The organism is Kribbella sp. NPDC026611 (assembly GCF_040638345.1).
Lineage (GTDB): Bacteria > Actinomycetota > Actinomycetes > Propionibacteriales > Kribbellaceae > Kribbella.
On the sequence record NZ_JBEZYC010000003.1, the window covers coordinates 219774 to 240306 of the forward strand.

Genomic DNA, 20533 nt, shown 5'->3' on the forward strand with positions numbered 1-20533 from the left:
CGTCAGTTGAGGAGCTCGCCGTCGATCCAGACTGCTTGGACGTCGGCGGGTGTGCCGAGGGTGAAGATCCGGGCGAGGGCTTCTTCGGTGTCGTCGGCGTGAGTGATGGCTACCGAGAGCGGGGAGCCGTCGGCGGGGCGCAGGAGTTGGGCGTCGAAGCGCTGACCGACGCTGAGGTGTCCTACCTGCGGGAGGTCGAGGGCCTCGGCGCCCGCGGTCGTCGCCAGGTAGAGGAGGTGGGCCGCGGTCAGTGGGCGCCCCTGGTCTGCCAGGAGTTGCTGGCAGAAGTAGGCCTGGAGGCCCTCTTTGAGGAGGGAGAAGCCGGTGCCGGCGCCGACGTCGGAGCCCAGGGCTACGCGTACGCCGTACTGGAGGTGGCGGTGGAGTGGGAAGAGGCCGCTGCCGAGCGCTGCGTTGCTGGTCGGGCAGTGCGCGACGGTGGCGCCGCTGACGCCGAGAAGCTTGAGCTCGACGTCAGTCGGGTGGACGTTGTGGGCCAACACGGTACGGCGGTCCACCAGGCCGTGCCGGTCGTACGTCGTCACGTAGTCGCTGCCGCCGAACAGGTCCGCGACGGTGGCGATCTCGGCCTCGTTCTCGTTCACGTGGGAAGTGAAGAGTGCGCCGGGTACTGCGTCCATCAGCTCGCGGCAGGTGGCTAGCAGGTCGTCCGTGCAGGAGAGGGAGAAGCGCGGGGTGACGGCGTACCGGTTGCGACCGACGTTGTGCCAGCGGTTGGCGAGGGCGAGCGATTCGGCGTACGCGCGGACCGGGGTGGTGAGGAGCTCTGGGCGGAGGAGGCGGTCGCTGAGGACGAGTCCGCTGGTGATCCGCAGTCCGACCTTGGAGGCGGCGGTGAACAGGGCGTCGACGGCGTCGGTGTAGTGGGCGCCGAAGACGAGCGCTGACGTCGTACCGGCGGCGGCGAGGCCGCGGACGAACTCGTTGGCGACGCTCGTTGCGTACTCGACGTCGGCCATGCGGGCCTCTTCCGGCAGGGCGTAGCGGTCGAGCCACTCGAGGAGCGGAAGGCCGAGGCCGCCGACGGCGCGGATCTGCGGGAAGTGCACGTGGGTGTCGACGAAGCCGGGGAGTACGACGCCACCGGTCAGGTCGACGATCTGCTCGGCGGGGTGGGCCGTGCGGATCTCCAGGAATGGGCCCCGGGCAACAATCACGCCGTCGGTGACGAGCAGCCCGGCGTCGGTGTCGACGCGCAGGCTGCCGCCGGTGAACGGGTTCTCCGGTGTGTCGATGAAGGTGCCACGGAAGATCGTCATGCCTTTGCCTCACGCTGAGCCGGCGCAGTCTGCCCGGCAGATCGAGCCGGAACGGTTTGCCGCCCGGCAGTCTGAGCCGACGCGGCAGCCCGCTCGGCGTGGAATTGCTGGAGGAGCCAGGCGGCGACGCTCACGGCGATGACGGCTGGTTCCTTGCCGGGGAGGTCGGGGAGGCCGATCGGGGTGGTGATGCGGGCGATCGCGTCGGCCGGGTTGCCGTCTTCGGTGAGTTTGCGCTGGAACCGGGTCCACTTGGCGCTCGAACCGATCAGGCCGATGGTGGCCAGCTGATCGTTGCGGATGGCGGCGTCGCAGAGGGCGGCGTCTTCGGCGTGGTCGTGGGTCATGATCACGGCGTGCGTACCCGGGGGAAGCTCGCCGACGACGAGCTCGGGGAGGACCGGCACGTTGTGTACGTGGACCTGCGCGATCGCATCGTCCAGCACAGCCAGCCGATCAGCCGTCAGCTGATCGGGCCGCGAGTCGACCAGATGCAGCTCGATGTCATGCCGCGCGAGGATCCGCGCCAGCTCGAGCCCCACATGCCCGACCCCGAAGATCGCGACCGACGGCACCACCGGCAATGGCTCCAGCAACAACTTCACCTCACCACCACAACACTGAACTCCATGCTGGTACGGCGCCTTGTCCGACAAGGCAGCCGTCAACACCTCGGGAGCCGTGACCCCGTCCGCGATCATCTCCCGGGACCGCTCAACCGCGAGCGCCTCCAGATTCCCGCCGCCCACCGTCGACCAAACGTTGTCACTAGCAACAACCATCTTCGCGCCGGCTTCCCGCGGAGCATGCCCCCGCACGGAAAGCACAGTCACCAACACACCAGGCCTCCGCCCCGCGCGGAGCTGCTGAACAGCCTTCACCCACTCCACGAGATGCCTCCCCGTGCACGTTCGACCGCCCAGTAGACGGCTTCAGGGGTGGCCGGCGAGGGCAGGTCGACGCTCGTTCGCGGCGGGCCGAAAGCAGCCGCGGCCGCGCGCAATGCCTCGCGGACCGAGAAGGCAAGCATCAGTGGGGGTTCGCCTACTGCTTTGGAGCCGTAGACGGCGCCGTCTTCGTGGGCCTTTTCGAGCAGGCTGACGTTGAAGACGGGTGGCATCTCGGAGAAGCTGGGGAGTTTGTACGTGCTGGCTGCCTGGGTGGAAAGGCGGCCTCGGCGGTCGGTGGTCGAGTCGTCCCAGCGGAGGTCTTCCAGGGTCAGCCAGCCGGCGCCCTGGACGAAGCCGCCCTCGATCTGGCCGATGTCAATCAGGGGGCTGAGGCTGTCGCCGACGTCGTGGACGATGTCAACCCGGCGGAGCGTGTAGGCACCGGTGAAGCCGTCGACTTCCACCTCGGACGCTGCGCCGCCGTACGCGAAGTACTTGAAGGGCTCGCCGCGCATCGCGTTGGCGTCCCAGTGCAGGCCCTCGGTGCGGTAGAAGCCGGCGGCCCACAGTTGCACGCGCTGCATGTAGGCCGTGCGAACGAGTTCGTTCCACGGTACGCCGGCACCCGACAGCCCGCGGACGATGCCGTCGACGAACCGCACGTCCGACGGGCTGATGCCGAGCCGTCCGCCGGCGACGTGCGCCAGCCGCTCCCGGATCTGTTCGCACGCATTCTTGATCGCCGCGCCGTTCAAATCAGCGCCGGACGAAGCCGCGGTCGCCGAGGTGTTCGGCACCTTGTCAGTGCGCGTCGGCGCCAGGCGCACCCGCGACAGCGGCACCCCCAGCGTGGTCGCCGCGACCTGCAACATCTTGGTGTGCAGGCCTTGACCCATCTCGGTGCCGCCGTGGTTGATCAGCACCGACCCGTCCTTGTAGACGTGCACCAGCGCACCCGCCTGGTTGAACGCGGTCAGGTTGAACGAGATCCCGAACTTCACCGGCGTCATCGCCAAACCACGCTTGACGTGCTCGTGCGCGGCGTTGAAAGCATTCACCTCGGCGACCCGGTCCGCGACATCCCCAGCGACGATCACCTCGCGCCAGCACGATTCCAGCCGGTCCGCGTGCCGCACCGGCTGCCCGTACGGCGTCGAGTCGCCCGGCTGGTAGAAGTTCCGCCGGCGGAGCTCCATCCCGTCGTACCCGAGCAGCGGCGCGCATCGCCCGAGGATGTCCTCGATCACCAACATCCCTTGCGGCCCGCCGAACCCGCGGAACGCGGTCTGCGACGTCTTGTTCGTCTTGGCGATCTGCCCGTCCACCCGCACGTGCGGGATCGCGTACGCGTTGTCGATGTGGCACATCGCCCGCGCGAGCACCGGCTCGGACAGATCCAGGCTCCAGCCACCGTCCGCGGTCAGCGTCGCGTCCAGCGCAACCAACCGGCCGTCGGCCGAGAAGCCAACGGTCCACGACGAGTGGAACCCGTGCCGCTTGCCCGACATCGTCAGGTCCTGCGTCCGGTTCAGGCGCAACCGCACCGGTCGCCCAGTCAGCGTCGCGCCCAGCGCGGCGATCGCGGCGAATCCGTGCGGCTGCATCTCTTTGCCGCCGAAGCCGCCGCCCATCCGCAGGCATTGAACCGTTACAGAGTGACTGGCCAGCCCGAGTACGTGCGCGACGATTTCCTGCGTCTCCGAGGGATGCTGCGTGCTCGACTGCACGAAGATCTGCCCGTACTCGTCGACCTGCGCCAGCGCCGCGTGCGTCTCCAGGTAGAAGTGCTCCTGCCCGGCGAACTCGAACTGGCCGCTGAACACGTGGTCCGCACTCGCCAGCGCGGCGTCGACGTCGCCGCGTTCGAGATGCCGCCCGATGCCCTGAAAGCTTTCAGCCGCAAGGGCTTCGCGGACGGTCACCAACGACGGCAGCGGCTCGTACTCGACCTCGATGGCCAACGCCCCGAGTCGAGCCGCCTCGAGTGTCTCCCCGAGCACCCAGCAGATCGCGTGCCCGTTGAACATCACCTCGCTGGGGAACAGCGGCTCGTCATGCTTCACGCCGGCGTCGTTGACCCCAGGTACGTCGTCCGCCGTCAGCACGCGTACCACCCCGGGTACGTCGTACGCCGGCTTCACTCGCAGCGCCGTGATCCGGGCATGGGCGTGCGGGGACTGGACGGGCCACGCGTGGAGTACGTCGCGGGTGCGCATCACCAGGTCGTCCGTATAGAGCGCGGCTCCGGTCACGTGCAGCGCCGCGCTCTCGTGCGGCATCGGTACGCCGACCACTGCCTGCGCGGGCCGCTCTGACAACGAGCTCATGCGCCAACCTCCTGGACGTAGAAGCGGAGCAGCGACTGGCCGAGCATCGCGGAGCGATACGACGAACTCGCGCGGTGGTCGTCCATCGGCGTACCCTCGCCCGCCATCACCGCGGCCGCCCGCCGGACCGTCTCCTCGGTCCAGGGCTGACCGATCAGAGCCGCTTCGGTGTCCAGCGCTCGGAGCGGGGTGGCGGCGACACCGCCCAGGCCGATGGCTGCGCGCTGGACGACGCCGTCCTGCACGTCCAGCGCGTAGCCGATCGCGACGCTGGAGATGTCGTCGAAGCGGCGCTTGGCGATCTTGTGGAAGGCGGTCATGGTTGCTAGCGGCAACGGGATGACGATCGTGATGATCAGCTCGTCGGCGGCTTTGACGGTTTCGCGGTAGCCGGTGAAGTAGTCGGCCAGCGGGATGGTTCGCTCGCCCCGGGTGGATTCGAGGACGAGGGAGGCGTTGAGCGCGAGGAGGGCGGGTGGGGCGTCGCCGATGGGTGAGCCGGTGCCCAGGTTGCCACCGATCGTGGCGCCGTTCCGGATCAGGCGGGATGCGAACTGCGGGAAGAGCTGGGCGAGGAGCGGTACACGGCCGGCCAGTCGACGTTCGATCTCGGTCAGGGTCAGCGCCGCGCCCAGGCGGACCTCGCTGGGCCCGAAGCTGAACGACCGCAGCTCTTCCAGCCGGTCGATCGCGATGGTCAGCGGCGGGCGGGAACCGAAGATGTTCACCTGCACACCGAGGTCGGTCGAACCGGCAACTACCTGTGCGTCGTTCCGCTCACTCAGCACCGCAAGAGCAGCGGCGAGCGTGGCGGGCCGGATGAACTCGGCGTCGCCGGAGACGATGCCGGTGGCCACCGGAGCCGGGGGTGGGGTGGTGCTGCGGACGGCGAGCGCGTCGTGCTCAGTGGGGGCACCAAGGGCGTAGGCAGCGTCCTTGATCGGCCGATAGCCCGTGCAGCGGCACAGGTTCCCGCTGAGCGAATGCAGATCGAAGCCATTGGCCCCATGCTCATGATCAGCCCCGCCGGCGGTGCCGTCTGTTGGGTTGGATGCCGAGCAGGCGGCGCCTTCTCCGCAGGTGCGGGTCGGGCGGTAGTACTCGGCGGCCATGCTGCAGATGAAGCCGGGGGTGCAGTAGCCGCACTGGGAGCCGCCGCGGACGGCCATTTCCTGCTGGACCGGGTGGAGGGCGGCGGGAGTCCCCAAGCCCTCGGAGGTGATCAGCTCCTGGCCGTCCAGAGAAGCGATCGGCAGCAGGCAAGCGTTGACCGCGGTCCACTCGGTGGGAGTGTCGATGCCGGGGCGGGCGACCATCACCGAGCACGCGCCGCACTCGCCCTCGGCACAACCTTCCTTGGCGCCGGTCAGCCCGCGGTCGCGGAGCCAGTCCAGGACCGTGGTGTGGACGGGGATGGCACCGATCGCGGTGACCTCCCCGTTCACGGTGACCGCGGGTGTCTTCAAAGCGGTAGTCATCGGTTGGTGCTCCAACGAGTTCGGGCGCTGTGGATCGGGTTGGCGTCGGAGACGAAGTCGTCGAAGCGGTAGCCGGCGATCTTCGCGATCTCGAGCAGCGCGGCGGCGTGCTCCTGGTTCTCGCAGTTGCCCAGGCGTTCGCGGCCCTGCTCGACGATCCGCTCGTACGACGGGGCGTCGCGGACCGAGATCACCAGCGGGAACCCGAACCGGTCCAGGTAGGCCGACGTGATCGCGTCCAGCTCGTCCCGCTCCGGCTCGCCGAGGAACGTCAGACCCTTGTCGGACTGGTCCCGCAACGACGCCGCACCGCTCAGCCCGTCGGCCACAAACTGTGAACCAAGCTGTGGATAAGCCGAGATCAGCTCCCGCTGCTCGTCCCGCGAACCCGAGAACAGCGCCTCCTGGAAGGACCGCCGCAGCGCGTGCGTGTCGGCGTACGGCCGCATGTCCCAGGCCCGCTCGACCGCCCAGCGCGGTCCCTGGAACAGGCTGCCGAACGTCTCGACGAACTCGTCGCGGCTCATCCTGTTCACCTGGTCCAGCCGGACCGAGTCGCCCGGGAGCCCGGCGACCGCCGGACCGAAGTCCTTGCCGACGTGGTGGAACAGGATGTTCAGGCCGATCGCGGTCAGGCTGCCGAGCGTGATGCCGCTGCCGAAGATGATCTCGGCCCAGTCCGGTACGGCCTGCGCGACCTGCGGCTGCGCGGTCACGTACATCGCCAGCCCGACGCTGGTCGCGACGATCACCACGTTCCGGTGGTCGTGGAAGTCCACCTTCGCCAGCGTCTGGAAGCCGACCACGGCCACGGTCGCGAACATCGCCAGCGCCGCGCCACCCAGCACCGGGTGCGGAATGCCGGCCACGATCGCGCCCGCCTTCGGCAGCAGCCCGAGCAGGATCATGATCGAGCCGGCCGCCGCGACCACCCAGCGGCTGCGGATCCGGGTCAGCCGAACCAGGCCGACGTTCTCGGCGAAGCAGGTGTACGGGAACGAGTTGAAGATGCCGCCGATCGTGGTGGCCAGGCCGTCGGCGCGGAGTGCGCGGGCGATGTCCTCCTTGCCGATCCGCTTCTCGACGATCTCACCGGTCGCGAAGACGTCACCAGTCGTCTCCACCGCGGTGATCAGCATGACCACGACCATCGAGATGATCGCCGCCACCGAGAACTTCGGCCAGCCGAAGTAGAACGGCTGCGTCACGCCGACCCAGCCCGCGTCGCTGACCGCGCCGAAGTGCGCGTCCCCGAACGCCCAGGCCACCAGCGTCCCGACGACCAGGCCGACCAGTACGGCGATGGTTGCCATGAACCCCTTGAAGACGCGCTGGATCAGGACGATCAGCGCGAGCGTGCCGAGCGCGTAGGCCATGTTCTTCCCGCTCGTCGGAGCGGCCGTCGGCCCCGCGCCGCCGACTGCGTCCCCGGCCGCGACGGGCAGCAGTGCCAGGCCGATGATCGTGATCACCGAGCCGGTCACAACCGGCGGGAAGAACCGGATCAGCTTGCTGAAGAACGGTGCGATGAAGAAGGTGGCCAGGCCCGCGACCAGTACGGCGCCGTAGATCACCAGCAGGCCGTCGGTACCACCGCCCGCGGCCAGCCCGATCGCGATCATCGGTGACACCGCGGTGAACGTCACGCCCTGCAGCAGCGGCAGCCGGACGCCGACCTTCCAGAACCCGACGGACTGGATGATCGAGGCGATACCGCAGGTGAAGAGGTCGGCGTTGATCAGGTGGATGAGCTGCTCGGTGGTCAGGCCGATCGAGCCGGCCAGCAGGATCGGGACGATCACCGCGCCGGCGTAGAACGCCAGCACGTGCTGGGCGCCGTACACCGCGAGCTTGCCCGGCGGCAGCACCTGGTCGACGGGATGGCGGTTGCTTCGGCGGCTCTCAGGCATCGGGACACGCTCCTCAGGGGTTGGCCTGCACGCCAGCATCGATCGCGCGCGGCCACTACGGCACCCGATGAACCTCTGAAGATGAACAGCCGGAGAACGCCCCGATTTGTACGATCACACAATCAGAGCGATTTGAGCGCCAGAAACACGTCCACCCGGTCCTCGAGTCGCGACAGGTCGCGTCCGGTCAGTTGCTCAACGCGTTCGATCCGGTAGCGAACGGTGTTCACGTGCAGGTGCAGGAGCTCCGCCGTACGGGTCCACGAGCACGAGCAGGCGAGGAACGCCTGCAGGGTGGTGAGCAGGTCGGCGTGGGTACGGCGGTCCTGCTCGAGGACCGGACCGAGGACGCGCTGGGTGTACGTACGCCGTACGTCGTCGGGCAGTGTTGCGAGCAGCAGCACGTGCGACGCGACCTCGTCCGACGTGACCACCGAGACCGGCGCCCGCCCCGCGCTCGCCGCCCGCTGCGCGAACCGCGCTTCCTCCAGCGCACCGGCCAACGCATCGGCCGACGTCTCGCCGCTGATCCCCACCGCCAGCCGCGCCCGCTGCAACCCAGGCGCCAGCCTCCCGAACGCCCGCCGCAACTGCTCAGGCAGCCCCGGTACGAACGGCAGAAACCCGACGAGTACGCCGTCCCGCCCCGGCGCCACCACGGCCGGCCCGACCGTCAGCGCCACGTCCTCGAACACGCTCAGCGCCACCTCGCTCGGCCCGTCGTCCCGCAGCTCACCGACGGCCACGACCATCGGCCGATCGGCGTGTGAGCCGGCCTGGCGAAGCCGGGCAGCGACGTCGGCGAGCGGTGCGCCGGACTCGACGAGCGCCAACGCATCCGCCACCAGCGGCCGCAGCGCGCGCCGGCCTTCGTCCCGGCGAGCCCTGTCCAGCGCTGCGATTGCGCACAATTCATGCACGGCCTCGACGTGATCGTGGGACCAGGTCGTGTGGTCGCCGTCGATCACCAGCACCCACGCGGTCAGCCGGTTGCCCAGCCCGGATCCGACCGGGAACAGGCTGTACGCCGTCCCGCCGACGTCCGCCACCGCCGGCGTCCGATCGGCCGTGAGGAACCGCCGGGTGATCGCGTCCAGGATCTCGGCGTTGAGCTCACCCGGACCCGGGACGACGTGCCGCCCGGTCGGGGTGAGCACGCGGCAGTCGTGCCCGATCTCGGCCGAGATCCGGGCCGCCAGCTCGTCGAGACTCCGCCCGGCCGCGATCGACGACAACAGCTGTCGCTGCCGGACCAGGCTCGCGGACAACCGCGCACCGGTCTCGGCCGATCCCGCGGCGGCGACGTACTCCGTCACGTCGGCGAACGCGATCTCGATCGGCACCTCGACCAACGTCACCCCGTGCCGCCGGCAGGCGTCGAGCAGGTCCGCGGGTACGTCGCCCAGCTGCGCCTTCCCGGCCAGGATCGTGGTCGCGCCGCGCGCGGCCATTGAGGCCACGAAGACCTCGCTGTCGGTCGGCCGCCGGTGCCAGACCAGCCCGGTCAGCACGACCTCGCCGCCGTTCAGGTACCGGCCCGGCTCGAGGAGGTCGGTCGTCACCAGCCGCCCGATCGGCCGGTCCAAGGCTCCGCCCGCCGAGTACACCAACCGCAGCCCGAGCTCAGGCGCGTCGAGCAACTCCGACAGCAGCACGACATACCTCCTCCCGAGTGGTCTTAGAGGAACGTACAACGCGCGCCCGCACGTGAGACAGCACCTGGGCCTGGTGCCGTGAAGGCGGCCCGGAGCTTGGCCGGGTGCTTGACGCTCTCGGCGCGGCCGCTCTATGGTCATTTCGCAGAACAGAATTCTACTTCCGCAATACGGAAATGGGGTCGAGATGAGCCACCAGTTGCGCCACACGGTGAACTGCTCGTTGCTCTTTACCGAGTTGCCGCTGCTGGAGCGGCCGGCGGCCGCCCGGCGGGCCGGGTTCAGCGCGGTCGAGTTCTGGTGGCCGTTCGTCGAGGCGGTGCCGCCGGAGCGTCAGGTGGACGCGTTCGTCAACGCGGTCACCGACGCCGGCGTCCAGCTCACCGGGCTGAACTTCTTCGCCGGTGACATGCCGGGCGGCGACCGCGGGCTGGTGTCGTGGCCCAAGCGCGTCGGCGAGTTCCGCGACAACGTCGAGGTCACCGTCGGAATCGGCGAGCGGCTCGGCCTGCAGGGCTTCAACGCGCTGTACGGCAACCGCGTCGACGGCGCCACCCCGGCGGAACAGGATGAGATCGCGGTAGAGAACCTCGTGTTGGCCGCTCGTGCTGCCGCCCGGATCGGGGCGACCGTGCTGGTCGAGCCGGTCAGTGGCGCCGATCGGTACCCGCTGAGGACGGGCGCCGACGCGCTCGCCGTGATCGACCGCGTCCAGAGCGCGTACGACGTACCGAACGTCGGGCTGCTCGCCGACCTGTACCACCTCGCGGTCAACGGCGACGACGTCGAGCGGGTGATCGCCGACCACACGGACCGGGTCGCGCACGTGCAGATCGCCGACGCGCCTGGGCGGAACGAGCCCGGCACCGGCACCCTCCCCCTCGACCACCAGCTCACCGCGCTCGAGGCGAACGGCTACACCGGCTGGGTCGGCCTCGAGTACAAGCCTTCCACTACTTCGGACGCGAGCTTCGGCTGGCTGCCGTTCGAGCGCCGCTGATCGTTTTAGGAGCCTTCACATGACCAACATCGCTTTCATCGGCCTCGGGATCATGGGGAACCCGATGGCCGTCCACCTCGCCAACGCCGGCCACACGGTCGTCGGCCTGGACCGGAGCCCGGAGCGGGCCAAGGAGCTCGTCGCGGCCGGTGGCCGGGCCGCCACCTCGATCGGCGACGCGGTCAAGGGCGCCGACGTGATCTGCGTGATGGTGCCCGACTCGCCCGACGTCCAGGACGTGCTCGAGGGTGAGGACGGCGTCTTCCAGCAGGCCGAGACCGGCACGCTGATCATCGACTTCTCCAGCATCCGGCCCGACGTCACACAGCAGCTCGCCGAGCAGGGACGGGCGCTCGGCTTCCGCCTGCTGGACGCACCGGTCTCCGGTGGTGAGGCGGGCGCGAAGAACGCCGCGCTGTCGATCATGGTCGGCGGTGAGGCGGACGACTTCGCCGCTGCCAAGCCGCTCTTCGACGTCGTCGGCAAGACCGTCGTGCACGTCGGCCCGAGCGGGTCCGGCCAGACGGTCAAGGCCGCCAACCAGCTGATCGTTGCCGCGAACATCCAGGCCGTCGCCGAGGCAGTTGTCTTCCTGGAGGCGTACGGCGTGGACACGAAGGCGGCCCTCGACGTACTGGGCGGTGGTCTTGCGGGGTCCGCCGTACTGAACCAGAAGAAGGAGAACATGCTGTCGCGCTCCTTCCAGCCCGGGTTCCGGATCGACCTGCACCACAAGGACATGGGCATCGTGACGGCCGCGGCCCGCGAGGCGGGTGTCGTCGTACCGCTCGGTGCCCTGGTCGCGCAGCTGGTCGCGTCGGCGCGGGCGAACGGTGACGGTGGGCTCGACCACTCGTCCCTACTGCGCGGCGTGGAGCGGCTGTCCGGCAAGGAGCTCAGCTGATGGCCCGGATGCGTGCAGTCGACGCCGCGGTCCTGATCCTGGAGAAGGAAGGCTCGACGCAGGCCTTCGGTCTGCCCGGCGCCGCGATCAACCCGTTCTACAGCGCGATGCGCGACCACGGCGGCATCAAGCACGTGCTCGCCCGGCACGTCGAGGCCGCGTCGCACATGGCCGAGGGCTACACCCGGGCGCGCGCCGGCAACATCGGCATCTGCATCGGTACGTCGGGACCGGCCGGGACCGACATGATCACCGGGCTGTACTCCGCCGCCGCCGACTCGATCCCGATCCTGTGCATCACCGGGCAGGCGCCGGTCGCGAAGCTGCACAAGGAGGACTTCCAGGCCGTCGACATCTCCGCGATCGCCAAGCCGGTCGCGAAGTGGGCGGTCACGGTCATGGAGGCGGCTCAGGTCCCTGGAACCTTTCAAAAGGCGTTCCAGGTGATGCGCGAGGGCCGGCCCGGTCCGGTGCTCGTCGACCTGCCGCTGGACGTGCAGCTGGCGCAGATCGAGTTCGACATTGAAACGTACGAACCGCTGCCGGTCGCGCGGCCGGCCGCGACCCGGGCGCAGGCGGAGAAGGTGCTGTCGATGCTGAACGCGTCGGCGCAGCCGTTGATCGTGGCGGGTGGCGGCATCATCAACGCGGACGCGGCCGAGCTGCTGGTCGAGTTCGCGGAGCTCACCGGGATCCCCGTGGTTCCGACCTTGATGGGTTGGGGCGCGATCGCCGACGACCATCCGTTGAGTGCCGGGATGGTCGGGCTGCAGACGTCGCACCGGTACGGAAACGCGACCATCCTGGCGTCCGACCTGGTGCTCGGCATCGGGAACCGGTGGGCGAACCGGCACACCGGTGGACTGGACGTGTACCGGTCCGGGCGGAAGTTCATCCACGTCGACATCGAGCCGACCCAGATCGGGCGCGTGTTCGCGCCGGACTACGGGGTCGTGTCGGACGCGGGCGCCGCGCTCGAGGTCTTCGTCGAGGTCGCGCGCGAGTGGGCGGCCGAGGGCCGGCTGGCCGACCGTACGGCGTGGGCCGCGGAGTGCCGCGAGCGCCGTACGACGCTGCAGCGCAAGACGCACTTCGACAACACGCCGATCAAGCCGCAGCGGGTCTACGAGGAGATGAACCGCGCGTTCGGGCCGGACGTCCGCTACGTCAGCACGATCGGGCTGTCGCAGATCCAGGCCGCGCAGATGCTGCACGTGTACCGGCCGCGGCACTGGATCAACGCGGGGCAGGCAGGGCCGCTGGGCTGGACCGTGCCGGCGACGCTGGGTGTCGCGGTGGCGGATCCGGAGAGCACGGTGGTGGCGCTGTCCGGCGACTACGACTTCCAGTTCCTGATCGAGGAGCTGGCGGTCGGGGCGCAGTTCAACATCCCGTACATCCACGTCGTGGTGAACAACTCCTACCTCGGCCTGATCCGGCAGGCGCAGCGGAACTTCGACATGGACTTCTGCGTGCAGCTGTCGTTCGAGAACATCAACAGCCCCGAGCTCAACGGGTACGGCGTCGACCACGTGAAGGTCGCGGAAGGTCTTGGCTGCAAGGCGCTCCGGGTCTTCGAGCCGGACGGCATCCTGCCGGCGCTCGAGCAGGCCAAGAAGCTCATGGTCGAGCACCAGGTCCCGATCGTCGTCGAGATCATCCTGGAACGCATCACGAACGTTTCAATGGGCCTGGAGATCGACAACATCGTCGAGTTCGAGGACGTCGCCGGTACGCCGGAGGACGCGCCGACCGCGTTGGCGCTGCTCGACTGATGGTGCGCGTGGTTGTTGCCTCCGACAAGTTCAAAGGAAGCCTGACGAGCGCGGAGGTAGCAGCCGCGGTCGCCGCCGGGGTGGGGCGAGTCCACTCCGCGGCGACGGTCGCCTCCGTCCCGGTGGCGGACGGAGGCGACGGGACGCTGGCGGCTGCCGTTGCCGCTGGCTATCAACTGGTGCCTGTGGTCGCGTCCGGCCCCACCGGGCGGCCTGTCTCCACCGGTTACGCGCGGTTGGGCGACATTGCGGTGGTCGAGCTCGCGGACGTTTGCGGCTTGGTGCGACTGCCTGGCGGCGTTCCAGAACCCATGGCGGCAACGTCCTACGGGATGGGTCAGGTGATGGCCGCCGCTCTCGACGCGGGCTGCACCCGCGTGATCCTAGCCATCGGCGGCAGTGCGTCAACCGACGGAGGCACCGGGCTCGTACAGGCTCTGGCGGGCGGGGCCTACGGCATTGAACCGTCGGAGCAATCGCTGGTGCAGGTGGGCGAGCAGTTGGCAGGTGTGCGCGTCATTGTTGCGTGCGATGTAGACAACCCACTGACCGGACCACGTGGTGCGGCAGCTGTGTACGGTCCGCAGAAAGGCGCCACCGCCGAGCAGGTGGCCGAGCTCGACCGGCGGCTTACCGCGTGGGCCGAGCAGGTCGCCGAGCAGACAGGACAAGACCTGCGGGACACTCCGGGCGCGGGTGCCGCTGGAGGTGTGGGTTTTGCTGCCCTCGCCTTGCTGAAAGCCGAACTGAGGCCCGGCATCGACTTGGTCCTGGACATGGTCCGATTCCGTGAGCAGCTGTCCGGCGCAGATCTGGTGATCACCGGGGAAGGCGCCCTGGACGAGCAGACTCTGCACGGCAAGGCGGTTGCGGGGGTAGCTGCTGCGGCGCGAGCGTCCGGGGTGCCTCTGGTGGCAGTCTGTGGAATCAACCGGTTGCTGCCAGAGCAGCTGACAGCCGCCGGGGTGCGGGCGGCTTACTCACTCAACGAGCTGCAGCCTGACCTGCAGAGATGTATTGCAGAGCCGATTCCCCTGCTGCAGGCGGTTGGGGAGCGGATCGCGAAAGAGCACCTACGATGACAGGAACCGAGAGGGGTATGGCATGAGCGTGCTGGACCTCGTGATTCGGAGTCGGCAGGTCGTCACGGTAGCGGGTGTGCAGGCGGGCGCAGTTGGCGTGCGCGACGGCCGGATCGTCGCGATCGCGCCGTACGACGCCGACCTCGCCGCGACCGATACGATCACCCTCGGAGCCGACGAGGTACTTCTGCCTGGTCTCGTCGACAGCCACGTGCACGTCAACGACCCCGGTCGCACCGAGTGGGAAGGCTTCACCTCCGCCACCAAAGCGGCGGCCGCCGGCGGTGTCACGACGATCGTCGACATGCCGCTCAACAGCATCCCGCCGACCTGCGACGTACCGGCCCTGAGGCTCAAGCGGAAGACCGCCGAGACCCAGGCGTACGTCGATGTCGGCTTCTGGGGCGGCGCGATCCCGGGCAACGTCGCGGACCTCCGCCCGCTCCACGAAGCCGGCGGCTTCGGCTTCAAATGCTTCCTCCTGCACTCCGGCGTCGATGAGTTCCCACCCCTCGACCCCGCCGAGCTCGAGGCGGCGATGAAGGAGATCGCCACCTTCGACGGGCTCCTGATCGTGCACGCCGAGGACGCCCACCACATCGACGCGGCCAACGGCACCAGCTACCAGGGCTTCCTGCGTTCCCGCCCGCGCGCGGCGGAGAACAAAGCCGTTGCCGACGTCATCGAGCTGGCCCAACGCACCAACTGCCGCGTCCACATCCTGCACGTCTCCTCCGCCGACGTCCTCCCGCTGATCGCCGACGCGAAAGCCGACGGCGTTCGGATCACCGCCGAGACCTGCCCGCACTACCTGACCTTCACCGCCGAGGAGATCCCCGACGGCGCCACGCAGTACAAGTGCTGCCCGCCGATCCGCGAGGCCGCCAACCGCGACGAACTCTGGGACGGCCTCCGCGACGGCATCATCGATCTCGTCGTGTCCGACCACTCGCCGTCGACGATCGACCTCAAGCACCTCGACACCGGCGACTTCGGCACCGCCTGGGGCGGCATCGCCTCCCTCCAGCTCGGCCTCTCCGCGGTCTGGACCGAGGCTCGCCGCCGCGGCTTCACCCTCGCCGACGTCACCCGCTGGATGGCGTCCGCCCCGGCCGCCCAGACCGGTCTGCGCACCAAGGGCCGCATCGAGGTCGGGTACGACGCCGACCTCTGCGTGCTCGCCCCCGACGAAACCTTCGTCGTCGACGCGACGAAACTCCAGCACAAGAACGCGATCACGCCGTACGACGGACGCACCCTCGACGGGGTCGTCCGCGGCACCTGGCTCCGCGGCGTACCCGTCGACACCGACGCCGACCCCCGCGGCCGCCTGCTCACCCGAGGAGAACGACGATGAGCTACTACGCTCCGAAGGGCGGCCTGCCGCCGCAGACCGACCTCACCACCGACCGCGCGGTCTTCACCGAGTCGTACGCCGTCCTGCCCCGCGGCACGATGCGCGACATCGTCACCAGCCGGCTCCCGTTCTGGGACGACACCAGGCTGTGGGTGCTCGCCCGGCCGCTGTCCGGCTTCGCGGAGACGTTCGCGCAGTACATCGTCGAGGTCGCGCCGGGTGGCGGCAGCGACAGGCCGGAGACCGACCCGGCCGCCGAGGTCGTGCTGTTCGTTGTCGACGGCAACCTCACGCTGACGGTCGCGGGTGACAAGCACGACCTGACGCCCGGCGGGTACGCGTACCTGCCGCCTGGCGGCGACTGGACCGTCCGCAACACGAGTGCCGCGAACGCCACGTTCCACCTGGTCCGCAAGGCGTACGAGCGCGTCGACGGTATCGACGTACCCGATGCCCTGGTCACCAACGAGAACGACGTCGAGGGCCGCGAGATGCCGGATACCGACGGTCGTTGGAAGACCCAACGGTTCGTCGACCCGGACGACGTCCGGCACGACATGCACGTCAACATCGTCACGTTCGAGCCGGGCGGGGTGATCCCGTTCCCGGAGACGCACGTGATGGAGCACGGGATCTACATCCTCGAAGGCAAGGCCGTCTACCTGCTGAACAAGGACTGGGTCGAGGTGCAGGAGGGCGACTTCCTCTGGCTGCGCGCGTTCTGCCCGCAGGCCTGCTACGCGGGCGGTCCCGGCCGCTTCCGGTACCTGCTCTACAAAGACGTCAACCGGCACCCCAAGCTCATGCTGTGAGGTCGTCAGGCTGAGATGGAGACCGCTCGGTCTGGCGGAGTGAGGGGATCGCAGGCGAGGCGCGCGTGGCGCTCGACGTCGTGCCGGGCGCCGTCGTACATCAGCCGCTGCCGCTCGGTGCCCTCGTAGAGGAAGCCGGCTGACCCGGCGACCGCGCAGGACGCGACGTTGTTCAGCCGATGCCCGAGCTCGAGCCGGTAGAGGCCCGCATCGTGATGGGCCCAACCGGCCAGCGCCCGCAGCGCGTCCCGGGCGACGCCCTGTCCGCGGACCTCGGCGAGCGTCCAGTACCACGTCCAGCCGACCCGGTGCCGGTCGATGTTCGTCACCGCCACGCAGCCGATGGGGTGGTCGTCGGCGTCCGCGACGGCGTACACGTGCCCGTTGTCGAGGTCCGCGACCCGGCCGATCCAGTCCACCGCCGAGGCCCGGTCGACGATGCCGTTCCGCGTCTCCATGTCGGGATCCCGGTGCGCCGCGGCGAGTCGCAATGCGTCGGCCGTACGCCACCGCCGGAGCCCCAGCTGCCCGAGCACGTATCCCATCCATCGAATCTACCCCGCCCCGATCATCGGTAACCCTGAGCGAGGAGCCGCACAGTGTGAGGTCGCTGCCGTGGTGAGTCGGGCAGGATGGGGGCATGGGATATCTGGACTTCACGGATCAGGTCGTTGTGGTGACGGGGGCGAGTAGTGGGATCGGGGCCGCGGCGGCGGTCGGTTTCGCCGAGACCGGGGCGACGGTCGCGCTGCACTACCACCGCAACGAGGAGGGTGCGAAGCACACCGTGGGGGCGGTGCAGACGGCCGGCGGTACGGCGTCCCTGCACCAGGCGGACCTCGCCGATCCGAAGGCGGCGGACGCGTTCATCGACGAGGTCCTCGCGCGGCACGGGCGGATCGACGTACTGGTCAACAACGCCGGTGATCTGGTCAGCCGGTCCGCGGTGGCCGACGTACCCGACGACGAGTTCCACCGGATCATGGACGTGAACCTGACCTCGGTGTTCGCGCTCAGCCGGCGGATCGTGCCGGTGTTCAAGGGCCAGGGTGGTGGATCGATCATCAACGTCACCTCGATCGCCGGCCGGACCGGTGGTGCGGGCGGGTCGGTCATCTACGCGACCAGCAAGGGTGCGGTCAGCACGTTCACCCGCGGTCTGGCGAAGGAGCTCGCGCCGGACGGCATCCGGGTGAACGCGATCGCCCCCGGCGTGATCAAGACCCCGTTCCACGAGCGGCACACCGGCGACGCGCAGATGCAGACCATGGTCGCCGGCATCCCGATGGGCCGCACCGGTACGCCGCACGAGTGTGTCGGCACCATCCTCTACCTCGCCTCGGACCGGATGTCCTCGTACGTCACCGGGCAGATTATCGAGGTCAACGGCGGTCAGCTCACCCCGTGACGACCGGCCGGAAGACCGCGTTGTGGTCCAGGACCTCGCCGGTCGGCCGGTAGTTCAGCTCGTGCAGTAAGGCGTGCAGCCGCGCGCTCGACTCGCTCCGCTTGTCTTCGACCAGCAGGGCGCGCGGTTGCAACCTTTCAATCGTCCGGGCGGCGCCGGAGAGCGCGGCGAGCTCGCTGCCTTCGATGTCGAGCTTCACGATGTCCAACCGGTCGAGATCCTGGGCCCATTCATCGAGCCGGATCACCTCGACCTGCTGAACCGTTTCGCCGTCGCCGTACAACGAGCGCACGCCGGCATCCTTGATGTCGTACCTGTTGTCCGCGTGCAGTCCGGCGTACTCCGCTCGCTCGCCGAGCGCCGCCGGCACGATCTCCACCTCGAGGTGGTTCCGCTTGGCGGCTGCCTGCAGCTTCTCGACGCTGTCGGCGGCCGGCTCGAACGCGATCGCCCGCCCACCGCCGAGCTGCTTCAGCCGTTGCGCGGCGGCCAGGGCATGCACGCCGATGTTCGCACCGACGTCGAGGACGACGTCGCCCGGCCGCAGCTCGGCGCGCAGGAACTGATGTACCGCGGGCTCGTAGCGGCCGGCGTAGTACAGGATCGCCTGCAGGTTGTCCCGCAGGTCGAGTCGGAGCTTCAGGCCTTGGCGCCGTACGTCGACCGTCGTCGCCCACGCCAGCGGGATCTTCGTCAGCCGTGGGTTTTCTCCGGCGACGCGAGGAGAGACGCGGAGCGCGACCCGGTGAACGTCTTCCGACGCGCAGATGGCGTGGGCGGCCCGGCGGGCGGCAGGCGGACCTAGTAGGCGCTCGATTGCGTGCACCAGGCGCCAGGCCGCTCGCCGGGCCTTTCCGTCATGGAGGTCCATGCCCTCCCGTTACCCAGCTAGCGCGAGAGTGTGCGGTACCGGTGGGCGGAGAGGGGAAGGAAGACCGCGATCAGGAGGATCGGGGCGAGGATCGCGGCGGTTTCGGCGTGGGTGCCGATCCAGGTGGCGGTGGCCGAGGGATCGGGGTTGCCGAAGAGCTCGCGGGACGCGGTTGCCGTTGCGGACAAGGGATTCCACTGCGCGATGGTGCCGAGCCAGGCCGGCATCGTGGACGTCGCGACGAACGAGCTGGACAGGAAGCCGATCGGCCAGACCAGCACCTGGACCATTGTCACGCTCTGCGCGTTCTTCACGGTCAGACCGATGAAGATTCCGACCCAGAGCAGTGCGAACCTCAGCAGGAGCAGCAGGCCGAAGGCAGCCAACGCCGAGGGCAGGCCCTCGTGCCAGCGCCAGCCGAGCAGCAGCCCGGTCGCGACCAGCACGGTCAGGGTGACCAGCGAATCGAGCATGTCCGCGATGCACCGCCCGAGCACCACCGCCGCCGAGCTCATCGGCAGCGAGCGGAACCGGTCCGTCACGCCCTTCGAGACATCCGTGGTGACTGCGGTCATCGTGCCCTCGAGCCCGAACAGCATCGCCAGTGCGAAGATGCCGGGCACGAGGAGCTCGTAGTACGAATCGGCTGACGATTCCATCGCGCCGCCGAGCAGCTCGCCGAACATCAGCAGCATCAGCACCGGGAAGAACCAGGTGAACACGATCAGCCCGGGCTGCATCCGCCAGTGCGCGATCGTCCGGCGCGCGATCGTCCAGCTGTCCGCGAGCGCCCATCCGAGGCTGTTCACGCCGCCACCCCCGATCCGGTCAGGTGCAGGAAGACCTCGTCCAGCGTCGGTCTGCGCAAGGTGATGTCCGCCGGCTCGATATTTGCCTCATGCAACGAGTTGGCCATCACCACCAGCGCCCGGGTGCGGTCCTTCACCGGCACGCTGATCCGTCCGTCGGTGACGCGGAGCTCCCCGTCCGCCAGCGGTTTCGCCAGCTCGACCACCCGCGGTACGTCGGCGGGATCGGTGAGCACCAGGTCGAGCCAATCCGAGCCAAGTTGCGTCTTCAACGCGTCCGGCGTCCCCTCGGCGACCACCTTCCCGTCCTTGAGCATCGAGATCCGGTTCGCCAACTGATCCGCCTCCTCGAGGTACTGCGTGGTCAGCAGCACCGTCGTCCCGCCGTCGACCAACTGGCGGATGGCGCTCCACACCTCGATCCGCCCAGCCGGGTCCAGGCCGGTCGTCGGCTCGTCCACGAACAGCACCCGCGGTGAAACGATCAAACTAGCGGCGAGGTCCAGCCGTCGGCGCATGCCGCCGGAGTACTTGCTGACCGCCTGTCCGGCCGCCTCGGTGAGGCTGAAGCGTTCCAACAGCTCGTCCGCCCGCCGGACCGCCGTCGCCCGGCCCAAATGGTTCAACCGCCCGAACATCACCAGGTTCTGCCGCCCGGTGAGTACTTCGTCGACGGCGGCGTACTGCCCGACCAGGCCGATCCGCCGCCGTACCTCGGCTCCTTGCCGGCGGACGTCGTACCCCGCGATCGTCGCCGTCCCGGAATCCAACTCCAGCAGGGTGGAGAGGATCCGCACCGCTGTCGTCTTGCCGGCACCGTTCGGGCCGAGCAGACCCGTCACCGTGCCGGCCGTGACCTCCAGGTCGAAGCCGTTCAGCCCCGCACCCTCGGCACCGCCCTGGTAGTTCTTCCGTACGCCGGCGGCCTCGATCACTCGCTCCGTCACTGACCCACCTTTCCGTCGTTGAGTCGTA

Annotated in this window: 17 protein-coding genes; 7 read left to right on the plus strand and 10 right to left on the minus strand. The window is 69.1% G+C overall.

Going from position 1 to position 20533, the window contains the following annotated elements:
* Positions 1-2: 2 nt before the first annotated feature.
* The 6 genes from guaD to AB0E69_RS12940 all read right to left on the minus strand — a co-directional run bounded on the left by guaD (position 3) and on the right by AB0E69_RS12940 (position 9540).
* Positions 3-1280 carry a guanine deaminase gene (gene guaD, locus AB0E69_RS12915; RefSeq protein ID WP_360143492.1) on the minus strand — a complete coding sequence of 426 codons (1278 nt, stop codon included), beginning with the start codon at positions 1278-1280 and terminating at the stop codon, positions 3-5.
* Entirely contained in the window at positions 1277-2170 is an 894-nt protein-coding gene (gene xdhC, locus AB0E69_RS12920) for a xanthine dehydrogenase accessory protein XdhC (RefSeq protein WP_360143495.1), read from the minus strand. Before xdhC ends, guaD begins: the two co-directional genes overlap by 4 nt.
* Complete coding sequence (gene xdhB / locus AB0E69_RS12925; RefSeq protein WP_360143498.1) at positions 2158-4497, minus strand: xanthine dehydrogenase molybdopterin binding subunit; 2340 nt, start codon at positions 4495-4497, stop codon at positions 2158-2160. The genes xdhC and xdhB overlap by 13 nt, the downstream gene beginning before the upstream one ends.
* Positions 4494-5975 (minus strand): FAD binding domain-containing protein, encoded by a 1482-nt coding sequence (locus tag AB0E69_RS12930; protein ID WP_360143501.1) that lies wholly within the window; start codon positions 5973-5975, stop codon positions 4494-4496. Before AB0E69_RS12930 ends, xdhB begins: the two co-directional genes overlap by 4 nt.
* Complete coding sequence (gene uraD, locus AB0E69_RS12935) at positions 5972-7885, minus strand: 2-oxo-4-hydroxy-4-carboxy-5-ureidoimidazoline decarboxylase (protein ID WP_360143504.1); 1914 nt, start codon at positions 7883-7885, stop codon at positions 5972-5974. The genes AB0E69_RS12930 and uraD overlap by 4 nt, the downstream gene beginning before the upstream one ends.
* 122 nt (positions 7886-8007) lie before the next feature.
* A complete protein-coding gene (locus tag AB0E69_RS12940; RefSeq protein WP_360143507.1) occupies positions 8008-9540 on the minus strand; it encodes a helix-turn-helix domain-containing protein in 1533 nt (510 codons plus the stop codon).
* A 187-nt stretch (positions 9541-9727) separates the two neighbouring features.
* Here AB0E69_RS12940 and AB0E69_RS12945 point away from each other — a divergent pair, with 187 nt between their 5' ends.
* The 6 genes from AB0E69_RS12945 to AB0E69_RS12970 are packed head-to-tail and all read left to right on the plus strand — an operon-like array spanning position 9728 to position 16470.
* Positions 9728-10540, plus strand: coding sequence for a TIM barrel protein (locus AB0E69_RS12945; RefSeq protein ID WP_360143510.1), 813 nt, complete (start codon positions 9728-9730; stop codon positions 10538-10540).
* Positions 10541-10559: 19 nt separating this feature from the next.
* Entirely contained in the window at positions 10560-11444 is an 885-nt protein-coding gene (locus tag AB0E69_RS12950) for a 2-hydroxy-3-oxopropionate reductase (protein ID WP_360143513.1), read from the plus strand.
* Positions 11444-13219: a glyoxylate carboligase gene (gene gcl / locus AB0E69_RS12955; protein ID WP_360143516.1), complete on the plus strand. Its 1776-nt coding sequence runs from the start codon at positions 11444-11446 to the stop codon at positions 13217-13219. Before AB0E69_RS12950 ends, gcl begins: the two co-directional genes overlap by 1 nt.
* Complete coding sequence (locus AB0E69_RS12960) at positions 13219-14301, plus strand: glycerate kinase (RefSeq protein ID WP_360143519.1); 1083 nt, start codon at positions 13219-13221, stop codon at positions 14299-14301. The genes gcl and AB0E69_RS12960 overlap by 1 nt, the downstream gene beginning before the upstream one ends.
* A gap of 22 nt (positions 14302-14323) precedes the next feature.
* A complete protein-coding gene (allB, locus tag AB0E69_RS12965; protein WP_360143522.1) occupies positions 14324-15658 on the plus strand; it encodes an allantoinase AllB in 1335 nt (444 codons plus the stop codon).
* Complete coding sequence (locus AB0E69_RS12970) at positions 15655-16470, plus strand: bifunctional allantoicase/(S)-ureidoglycine aminohydrolase (protein WP_360143525.1); 816 nt, start codon at positions 15655-15657, stop codon at positions 16468-16470. The genes allB and AB0E69_RS12970 overlap by 4 nt, the downstream gene beginning before the upstream one ends.
* Positions 16471-16475: 5 nt before the next feature.
* On the opposite strand, the gene AB0E69_RS12975 is transcribed toward AB0E69_RS12970, so the two are convergent.
* Positions 16476-17015: a GNAT family N-acetyltransferase gene (locus tag AB0E69_RS12975; RefSeq protein WP_360143528.1), complete on the minus strand. Its 540-nt coding sequence runs from the start codon at positions 17013-17015 to the stop codon at positions 16476-16478.
* Positions 17016-17110: 95 nt separating this feature from the next.
* Between AB0E69_RS12975 and AB0E69_RS12980 the strand changes: the two genes are divergently transcribed.
* Entirely contained in the window at positions 17111-17878 is a 768-nt protein-coding gene (locus AB0E69_RS12980) for an SDR family NAD(P)-dependent oxidoreductase (RefSeq protein ID WP_360143531.1), read from the plus strand.
* Here the strand turns inward: AB0E69_RS12980 and AB0E69_RS12985 are convergent.
* The 3 genes from AB0E69_RS12985 to AB0E69_RS12995 are packed head-to-tail and all read right to left on the minus strand — an operon-like array spanning position 17868 to position 20505.
* A complete protein-coding gene (locus AB0E69_RS12985; protein ID WP_360143534.1) occupies positions 17868-18749 on the minus strand; it encodes an FkbM family methyltransferase in 882 nt (293 codons plus the stop codon). The two genes, AB0E69_RS12980 and AB0E69_RS12985, sit on opposite strands and share 11 nt — an antisense overlap.
* 17 nt (positions 18750-18766) lie before the next feature.
* Positions 18767-19558, minus strand: a complete 792-nt coding sequence (locus AB0E69_RS12990) for an ABC transporter permease (RefSeq protein ID WP_360143537.1) — start codon at positions 19556-19558, stop codon at positions 18767-18769.
* Positions 19555-20505: an ATP-binding cassette domain-containing protein gene (locus tag AB0E69_RS12995; RefSeq protein WP_360143540.1), complete on the minus strand. Its 951-nt coding sequence runs from the start codon at positions 20503-20505 to the stop codon at positions 19555-19557. Before AB0E69_RS12995 ends, AB0E69_RS12990 begins: the two co-directional genes overlap by 4 nt.
* Positions 20506-20533: the final 28 nt, after the last annotated feature.